This is a genomic window from Streptomyces sp. NPDC007346 (assembly GCF_040703535.1).
Classification (GTDB): domain Bacteria; phylum Actinomycetota; class Actinomycetes; order Streptomycetales; family Streptomycetaceae; genus Streptomyces.
Window position 1 is genome coordinate 1 of sequence record NZ_JBEYKR010000238.1, and the last position, 6,807, is coordinate 6,807.

Annotated in this window: 10 protein-coding genes; all 10 read right to left on the bottom strand. The window is 73.3% G+C overall.

All coding sequences use genetic code 11. The features are described from left to right. Window positions 1–88: 88 nt before the first annotated feature. Window positions 89–694, bottom strand: coding sequence for a hypothetical protein (locus tag AB0917_RS33015; RefSeq protein WP_366823399.1), 606 nt, complete (start codon window positions 692–694; stop codon window positions 89–91). Window positions 695–747: 53 nt separating this feature from the next. Next, complete coding sequence (locus AB0917_RS33020) at window positions 748–1,479, bottom strand: mucin-2 (protein ID WP_366823400.1); 732 nt, start codon at window positions 1,477–1,479, stop codon at window positions 748–750. A gap of 154 nt (window positions 1,480–1,633) precedes the next feature. Beyond that, complete coding sequence (locus AB0917_RS33025) at window positions 1,634–2,134, bottom strand: hypothetical protein (RefSeq protein ID WP_366823401.1); 501 nt, start codon at window positions 2,132–2,134, stop codon at window positions 1,634–1,636. 137 nt (window positions 2,135–2,271) lie between these two features. Beyond that, window positions 2,272–2,964 (bottom strand): hypothetical protein, encoded by a 693-nt coding sequence (locus AB0917_RS33030; protein WP_366823402.1) that lies wholly within the window; start codon window positions 2,962–2,964, stop codon window positions 2,272–2,274. 29 nt (window positions 2,965–2,993) lie between these two features. Then, the gene (locus AB0917_RS33035; protein WP_366823403.1) at window positions 2,994–3,215 is read right to left on the bottom strand and encodes a hypothetical protein; all 222 of its coding nucleotides are present in this window, start codon (window positions 3,213–3,215) and stop codon (window positions 2,994–2,996) included. Between the two features lie 68 nt (window positions 3,216–3,283). Then, window positions 3,284–3,556 carry a hypothetical protein gene (locus AB0917_RS33040; protein ID WP_366823404.1) on the bottom strand — a complete coding sequence of 91 codons (273 nt, stop codon included), beginning with the start codon at window positions 3,554–3,556 and terminating at the stop codon, window positions 3,284–3,286. A 120-nt stretch (window positions 3,557–3,676) separates the two neighbouring features. Continuing rightward, window positions 3,677–3,850 carry a hypothetical protein gene (locus AB0917_RS33045; protein WP_366823405.1) on the bottom strand — a complete coding sequence of 58 codons (174 nt, stop codon included), beginning with the start codon at window positions 3,848–3,850 and terminating at the stop codon, window positions 3,677–3,679. Window positions 3,851–3,910: 60 nt separating this feature from the next. Further along, window positions 3,911–4,462: a hypothetical protein gene (locus AB0917_RS33050; RefSeq protein ID WP_366823406.1), complete on the bottom strand. Its 552-nt coding sequence runs from the start codon at window positions 4,460–4,462 to the stop codon at window positions 3,911–3,913. A gap of 65 nt (window positions 4,463–4,527) precedes the next feature. Next, the gene (locus AB0917_RS33055) at window positions 4,528–5,277 is read right to left on the bottom strand and encodes a hypothetical protein (protein ID WP_366823407.1); all 750 of its coding nucleotides are present in this window, start codon (window positions 5,275–5,277) and stop codon (window positions 4,528–4,530) included. Window positions 5,278–5,488: 211 nt separating this feature from the next. Next, window positions 5,489–6,610: a hypothetical protein gene (locus AB0917_RS33060; RefSeq protein ID WP_366823408.1), complete on the bottom strand. Its 1,122-nt coding sequence runs from the start codon at window positions 6,608–6,610 to the stop codon at window positions 5,489–5,491. Window positions 6,611–6,807 lie beyond the last annotated feature (197 nt).

A 6,807-nucleotide genomic window follows, 5' to 3' on the forward strand; every position in this document is an offset into this window, starting at 1 on the left:
GTGTTCAGAAGGGTTCGGCGAACCCTTCTGAACACCGGCCGGGGGGGGGCAGGGGCGGACACCGTCCTGGGCCGGTGCCCGGTCCGCGTCAGTCCTCGTGGAACTCCGGGGTGTCGGGGCCGTCGCACTCGGTGCAGGCACCGCCGGTGCAGGCACCACATCCCGGACAGTCCTCGCACAGAAGCAGGTCGCGGAAGCAGGTCGAGCAGGTCTTCACCTGCTCGACCCGGAGCTGGATCGCCCACGTCTTGCTGCCGGTGAGGATGGCAGCATCCCGAGCAGGGCCGTACGTGAAGTGGATTTCCGTCAGGGTGGCCCCGGACATGTGCTCGTGGAAGAGCTCGGTGGCCCGGTCGAGGGTGGGGGCGACGGCGTAGACGCAGGTGAGGGCGTGGTTGCGCATGAGGTTGTCTCCGATGGGTGCGGTCAGGGGTGCAGTACGGGGGCGAAAAGCGTTCAGGGCGGCTTCGACGATTCCGATCGTCTGAAGGGGAGTTGCCTCGGCGTGGATGTCCTCGCTGCCGCCGTAGCCGTGTCGGCCGACGATGTACGCGTTGCCGCACTCCGGGGGAAGCCTGACGGTCCAGGCGTACAGGCCGTGGCTCACCTCCGTCTGTGCGCCGAGGTGGGTTCGGGTCCAGCTGGTCGCGGTGGCTGCGGCGGCGAATACGGCTGCGGCAGTCGTCTGGTCCATCTGCTGTGCTGCCTTTCGGTGGGGACCCGGGGGGCGGCCCGTGCCGGGGTGGGTCAGGCCAGGTCGGCGACGAGCACCGTGGCGTTGTCCGGGCGGTTTCCGGCCCAGGCGACGGCGGTCTCCACCAGGTCCGGGGCGACCTCGGCCGGAGTGCCGTGGAGGTAGGTCCGCAGGTCGGCGCCGTTGTCCTCGATCGGCTCGTAGGCGCCGTCCGAGGCGAGGAGCAGCCGGGCCTTACCGGCGGGGACGGTCGCGGTCTCGATCGCGGGATGGTTGGCGTAGTCCATGGCGTCCTGGTCCGTCTGCCAGGACCCGAGGCACGAGGTGATGCGGTGCCGGTTGCCGCCGTGCGGGTACGTCTTGCACGGCGGGTAGACCCGGCGGAGGTTGTGGTCGGCGGTCAGGCACCGGAGGGTGCCGTCCACGAGGAGGTACGCGCGGGAGTCGCCGGCCCAGGCCACGGTCATCGGCTTGCCGGGGGCGGTGACGACCACCACGGCGGCGGCCATCGGCGCGTAGTCCCGGGCGTAGACGTCCTGTCGCAGGTCCTCGGCCTGGTAAGCGGCGTAGACGGCCCGGAGGCCGCTCTCCGCGTCACCGCGGCGGGCGGCGGTGCGGGCGAGGCGGCGGGCCGCGGCCCGGGTCCACTCCCGGACGCTCCCCCTGTCGCCCACGCCGTCCAGCAGCACGTATGCGCGGGTGCCTGTGGGGGTGGTGTAGACGGCGGTGGCGTCGCACTGGTTGTCCCGTCCGCCGATCAGCTGGGCGGTGGCGTAGGCGCGCATGGGCTGCTCCGTTCTCGTGCAGTGGGGGTTGGCACCCCCTCCTGAAACCCATAGTTGCAATCTCACATTGCAATGTCAAGTCGCAACATGGGGTTGCAACCATGGGCGTGCCTGCGGGCAGGGGCCGCCCCGGCGGGGGCGGCCCGGGGGCGGGTCAGCGGCTGCGGCTGGCGCGGTAGTTGTCGACCTCCACGGAGTGCTTGAGGCGGTCGAAGCGGTAGTGGAGGTCCGCGAGGGTGGCGAGGATCGCGTGCCGGGTGGTGGCGTCGCTCTCGCGGTCGAGGTCGTGGGCGGCCAGGCGGATCTGGGTCCGGAGGCGGCTCTCCTGTCCGGCGAGGACCGGGCTCACGGGGGTGAGGTCGGGCACCTCCGGGTTCCAGCGGCTCACCGGGGCGGCGACGTAGTAGAAGACGTCTTCCGCGATGCCGGCGGCCGGGCGGTTGTCCGCGAGGGCCTGGCATTGGAGGAGTGCGGCGGCGGCACCGAAGGGGGTGACGGTGCCGTCACTCCCCTCGAAGGCGCCGGCGGCGGCGGTCAGGTAGTCGATCATCTTCAGGCGCACGTCCTGGGCGGGGTGGAGGGCGGTGCGGCTGCTGATGATGTCGGCGAGGTCCCGGGTGCGGGCGGCGGCGGCACGGGCGGCGATCTTCGACATGGCGTTCCCTTCCGGGGCTGGCTCGTTGCCCTCCCTCACACCCACACAATTGCATACTCAGGTTGCAAACTCAAGTTACAACCTGGGCCGCATGTCAGCCACAGAAAGGGGCGGTGACCAGGGGGTACGCCTGCCGGTCAGGCGGTCACCGGCAGGGCGAACCGGGCGGTGACGAACGCGGCGGCGACGGCGCGCCGGTGGTCGCGGGCCAGGCGCCGGGCCTCGTCGCGGTCCCCCGCCACAGCGGACAGCTCGCGGCAGGTGCACACGGCGGTGCTCGTGCTGTCGCGCAGCAGTCCGGCCCGGCGGCCGGGACGGTTGAGTCCAGCGCTCTCGTACGCGGAGGGGTGGTACCAGCCCCGGGGCGCCGTGGTGGTCGTGCGGTGGGCGTGGGCCAGGAGCCCCAGGCGGGCCGTCAGCGTGAGGCGGACGTGCCCCCGGTCCTCGACCACCAGGCGCCGGGCGCGGAGCCCTGCCGTGGCGAACGGCGGGATCCGCCACAGGCCGCCGGTGATGACGCGCCGCTCCTGCTGGAGCTCGTACCGGGCGTGCGGGTCGCCGTCGACCAGGGCAAGGTCTTCGCGTACGGCGTCGGTGAGGTTGCCGACCGGGGTCATGGGGTCGAGGCGGATGGAGCGGTCGACCAGGACGACGCTGGTCGCGCCGGGGCCGAAGAGGTGGCGCGTCCAGGTGATGAGGGCGCCCCCGGCCGGGGTGGCCTCCACGGCGTACTGCCGGCGAACGGCGCGGTCGAGGAGCGTCACGGCGTGGGCTTCGCTGGCGACGCCTTCGGTGGTGCCTCCGGCGTGGGTGATCGTCTCGTGGAACACGGGTCCTCCTATGTGGGGGTGAGGGTGGGTCAGGGGGTGGGTGCGATGGCCGGGCGCGGGGCGTCCTCGGCCGCGGCCTGGTCGTCGGTCTTGCGGGCGGCGACGTACTGGGCGAGGTCGGCCCGCATCCCGACCCAGACCGCGAGGTACATCTCTGCGGCGGCTACGGCCATGGCGGTCTGCCTCTTGGCGTACGTGTCGTCGTCGCGGGCGGCCCGCTCGGTGTGGTCCATGGGCGGCTTGTTCGCCATCGGTCGGGCTCCTGGGCGTCGAGGGGGGGCCGGGCGCGGGTGCGCCCGGCCGGGGGGGGCGGGTCGGGTCAGCGGGTGGGCGGGATGCCGGCGGAGTTGCAGTAGTGGGCGATGAGCTGGGTGCCCACGGCGATCACGGCCTCCTTCGGGGTGGCCCCCTCGGCGGTCCGCCGGTCGTACGCGGTGCGGATGGTGTCCAGGACGGCGTCCGAGGTGATGATCCGGCCGACCGTCTCCAGGTCGTGGCCCTTGTGGCCGCCCTCCGCGATGACGCGCGTCGTCGTGGCGGCGATCTCCGCCACGGCGTCCTCCGTGCTGCGAATGCGGATGGTGCGGCTCATGGTCAAATCCCCTTCCTGGTCGGGCTGGTCGCCCTCCCTGACACCCCGATACTTGCAAACTGACATTGCAATGTCAAGTTACAACGTGGGGTGTCAAGGGGCGGTCCGGTCGGCGGGCGGTCAGGAGGTGGGGGTGGTGTCCAGGTCGATCAGCACGTCGGGGCTGTCGCGGTACGCGTCGGCGAACTCCTCCAGCAGCACCGGCAGGTCCTCCAGGTCGAACACGGAGGCGCAGCGCAGCAGCTCCCCGGTGTCGACGTGGCGGGCAACGATGCCGTACAGGGCGGGAACCATGGGGGTGTCCTTTCGGTTCGGCCGGTCGCGGGCGCGCCGGCCGTGGCTGGTGGGGGAAGGTCAGCGGGCGAGGGCGCTGCGTACGCCCAGGCGCCATCCGTCCCCGAGGGGGGTGGTCCAGGCGGCGCGCACGAGCGCCGGCACGGGCGCCCCGGCGTACCGCTGGGGGACGGCGGTCAGTCCGGCGTCGCACTGCCCGCACAGGGCGAGCCCGCGCTCCTGGGCGTCGTTCTCGGCCATGACCTCCTGGCCCCGGTACGTCTCCGGTTTGCCGGTGAGCGCGGGGCATGCGCTGTCCGGGTGGTAGGCCCGGCGGTGGGTGCCGATGCGTACGTGGACGCGGCGCGCGGGGGCGGGGTCGACGGGCGGGGTGGTGATGCGCTCGGCGGCCTCCTCGGCGTCCACGCCGATGCCGTGCTCCGCGCCGGGGCCGGTCAGGCGCCATCCGATGGGGCCGAGGTAGGTCAACTCCCAGTAGGTGCCCCGGCAGTTGACGGTGCGCGTGATGCTGGAACCGTGCCTGAAGGGGCCGAGCTTGGTACCGGCGGCGGCGAGGGCGGCGGCCATCTTCTCGGCGGCCGGTACCGGGATACTGCGGGGCAGGAGCGACATGGCGGGGGTCCCTTCCGGGGCGAGGGGCCGGGCAGCGTACGCCGCTGCCCGGCGGGGCGGGTGGGTCAGGCGGCGGGGGCCAGGGCGACGGGGGTCTCGCGCAGCGCGGTGGCGTCGACCTTGAAGGAGGTGCGGGTGGCCTTGCGCGGGGGCGTCAGGCCCTTGTTCGCGTAGTCCAGGGCCACCTGCGTGCCGTCCAGGACGGAGCGGCCGGGGGTGCGGGTGATCACGACGCGGCCGTAAATGCCGGTGGGCAGGGTGCGCAACCACACCTTGTGGGCGTCGGCCTGCTTGGCCAGGTCCTTCGCGCGCTGGTCCAGGTCGTCGAAGGCGGCGGCCTTGGCCTCGATCTCCTCGACGGCGGGCATCTCGGCGGCGTCCAGGAGGCGGTCGGTCTCGGCGGCCGGGGTGAGGGTGGTCTCGCCGAGGCGGTGGGCGATGGCCTCGACGGTGCGGGAGGCGGCGAGGGCGGCGCGGCGGCCGAGGGTGTCCAGGCGGCGGGCGGCGGTGCGGGCGGCGCGGCGGGCGGCGGTGGCGGTGGCCTTGGCCTCGCGGGCGGCGGTGGTCAGGTTCTCGACCCGCGCGGTGCGGGTGGCCAGGCGGCGGGTTGCGACGGCCAGGCCCTTGCCGGTGCGCTCGGCGGTGCGCAGGTCGCGGCGGGCGGCGACCAGGTCGGTGCGGGCGGCGGTGAGGCGGTCGGCGGCGCGGGTGGCGGCGCGCTCGGTGCGGGCCTCCTCGCGGCGGGTGTCCCGGAGGGTGGTCTCGGCCTCGACGAGGCGGGCCATCAGCTGCGCGGTCTTCTTGGTGGCGTCCATGGTGTGTCCCTCCGGTCTGGTCCAGGCCCCTCGCCCTTCCCGATATGCATAGTGTTGCAAGGTGGGATTGCAATGTCTAGTTGCAAGGTGAGGTTAGGAGGATCTTCACCCGGGCGGGTCATGCACCGGAACGGGCGCCCAGGACGCAGCGAAGCGCCGACCCGTGGGGCCGGCGCGTTGCTCGCGGTCGGTGCCGCTGCGGCTGCTTCGGTCAGGCGGCGACGGTCACCCAGAACCGGGTGGCCGCTCCCTGGAGGCGCAGCGTCCGGCCCATCTCGTCCTCTCCGAAGCGCAGTCCGGCCTTCATCCAGACCCGCGTGACGGTCAGCGGCTCGCCGGTGCACCGGGCGCGGTCACCGGCGGGGCGGAACCAGTCGCCATGGTCCTCGCCGTAGAGCTGGAACGGGGCGGTCACACCCTTGAGCGTGCGCCACTCCGGACCGGCGGCCGGGGCGTCGGGGGTCTCGACCACCGGGGCCGGGGTCTCCTCGACCACGGGGGCCGGGACCTCCTCGACCACCGGCGGCACCGTCTCCTCGACCACGGGGGCCGGGGTGTTCCAGGTGCGGGCGGCCTCCCGGTTGTCGATGACCCGCTGGACCTCGCGGCGGCGGCGCAGCTTCCTGGTGGCGGCCAGGACGGCGGCCATGTCGACCGGGCCGGGCTCGGCGGGGGCGTCCGCGTCCACCTGGGCACCTTCGGCGTCCACGCGGATCGGGTCGGCTTCACCGCGCACCCACACCCGGTCACCCTGGGCGTCCCGGACGAGGATCAGGGCCACTTTGTTGACGGTGAACCGCTCCTCGGCCGCGTTCCAGCGGGGCATCCGGCGCAGGGTCGGGAGCGTCTCCAGGACGTCGGCGGGGGCCACGTACAGGGCGCGGTCCTCGTTGTCCCGTCCGTTGAGGTAGAGCTGCTCCAGGGCGGCGGTGTACGCGGTCACCTCAACCTCGGCGGCGGGGGCGTCCTCGACCACGGGGGCCGGGGTCTCCTCGACGGCGGGGGCGTCCTCGACCTGGACCTCCTCGGCGGCCGGGGCCTCCTCGGCGGGCGCGCCCTCGGCCTCGACGGCGGGCGCATCCTGGGCCGGGACCTCTTCGACGGCCGCGGCTTCCTCGACCTCGGCGGCCGGCGCCTCTGCGGCGGCTGCCTCCAGGGCCACGGTGCACCGCTTGCACACCTTGTCCTTCTTCACGGGCGCACCCTCGTCCAGGAGGCGGCTCACCGGGCGGCCACACAGGGTGTCGGTGCCCTCGGCGGTGAAGTGGGCGGTGCGGCCGGCGCCGACCTGGGCCAGGGTGACGGTGGCGGTCTGGGTGGTGGTCTCGTTCATGGCTTCCTCCGCAGGTCCGGGGGGCTTTGTGCCCCTCTCGATGTCTCAATACTTGCAACCTGAGTTTGCAATGTCAAGTTACAACATGCCCGGGGGGGGGGGGAGGGGTGCCATAGGCATGGTTGCAGATCAGAGGCGCGCCCACTCAAATGTGCGCCCCTCCGCACGCACGTGCAGCTGGGTGGGCGAGAATGGCC